The 318-nt window shown below is 61.6% G+C and carries 1 pseudogene; it reads left to right on the top strand.

Features of this window, described 5'->3' with window-relative positions:
• A pseudogene (locus SB822_RS55905) lies at positions 1-318 on the top strand (catalase); the annotation flags it as partial.

The following is a 318-nucleotide window of genomic DNA, read 5'->3' as shown; positions in this document are numbered from 1 at the left end:
CGTTTTATCGAGCAGCATCCGCCGTCGTCGGGCTACGACAACGCCACGTACTACGGCATCAGCGCGTTCCAGACTATCGACGCGCACGGTATTCGTCGCTTCGTTCGGTGGGAAGTGGTGCCGGACAAGCCTTATCGTCCCGTCGATGTCGGCGATCTGCGCGATCCGGATTTTCTGTTCTACGATCTGTCGAAAAGTCTGCGCAAGGGGCCGTTGCGCTGGCATCTGTTTATGAACGTCGCCATGCCCGGCGACACGACCGACGACTCCACCCGGCAATGGGTGAGTTCGCCGCGCCGGCCGAGAATCGACGCCGGC

The sequence above is a fragment of the Paraburkholderia sp. SIMBA_054 genome, from assembly GCF_046534875.1.
In the GTDB taxonomy this organism is placed as follows: domain Bacteria; phylum Pseudomonadota; class Gammaproteobacteria; order Burkholderiales; family Burkholderiaceae; genus Paraburkholderia; species Paraburkholderia hospita.
The sequence above is the reverse complement of the archived record's forward strand: the minus strand, read 5'-3'. Positions and strand labels throughout refer to the sequence as shown.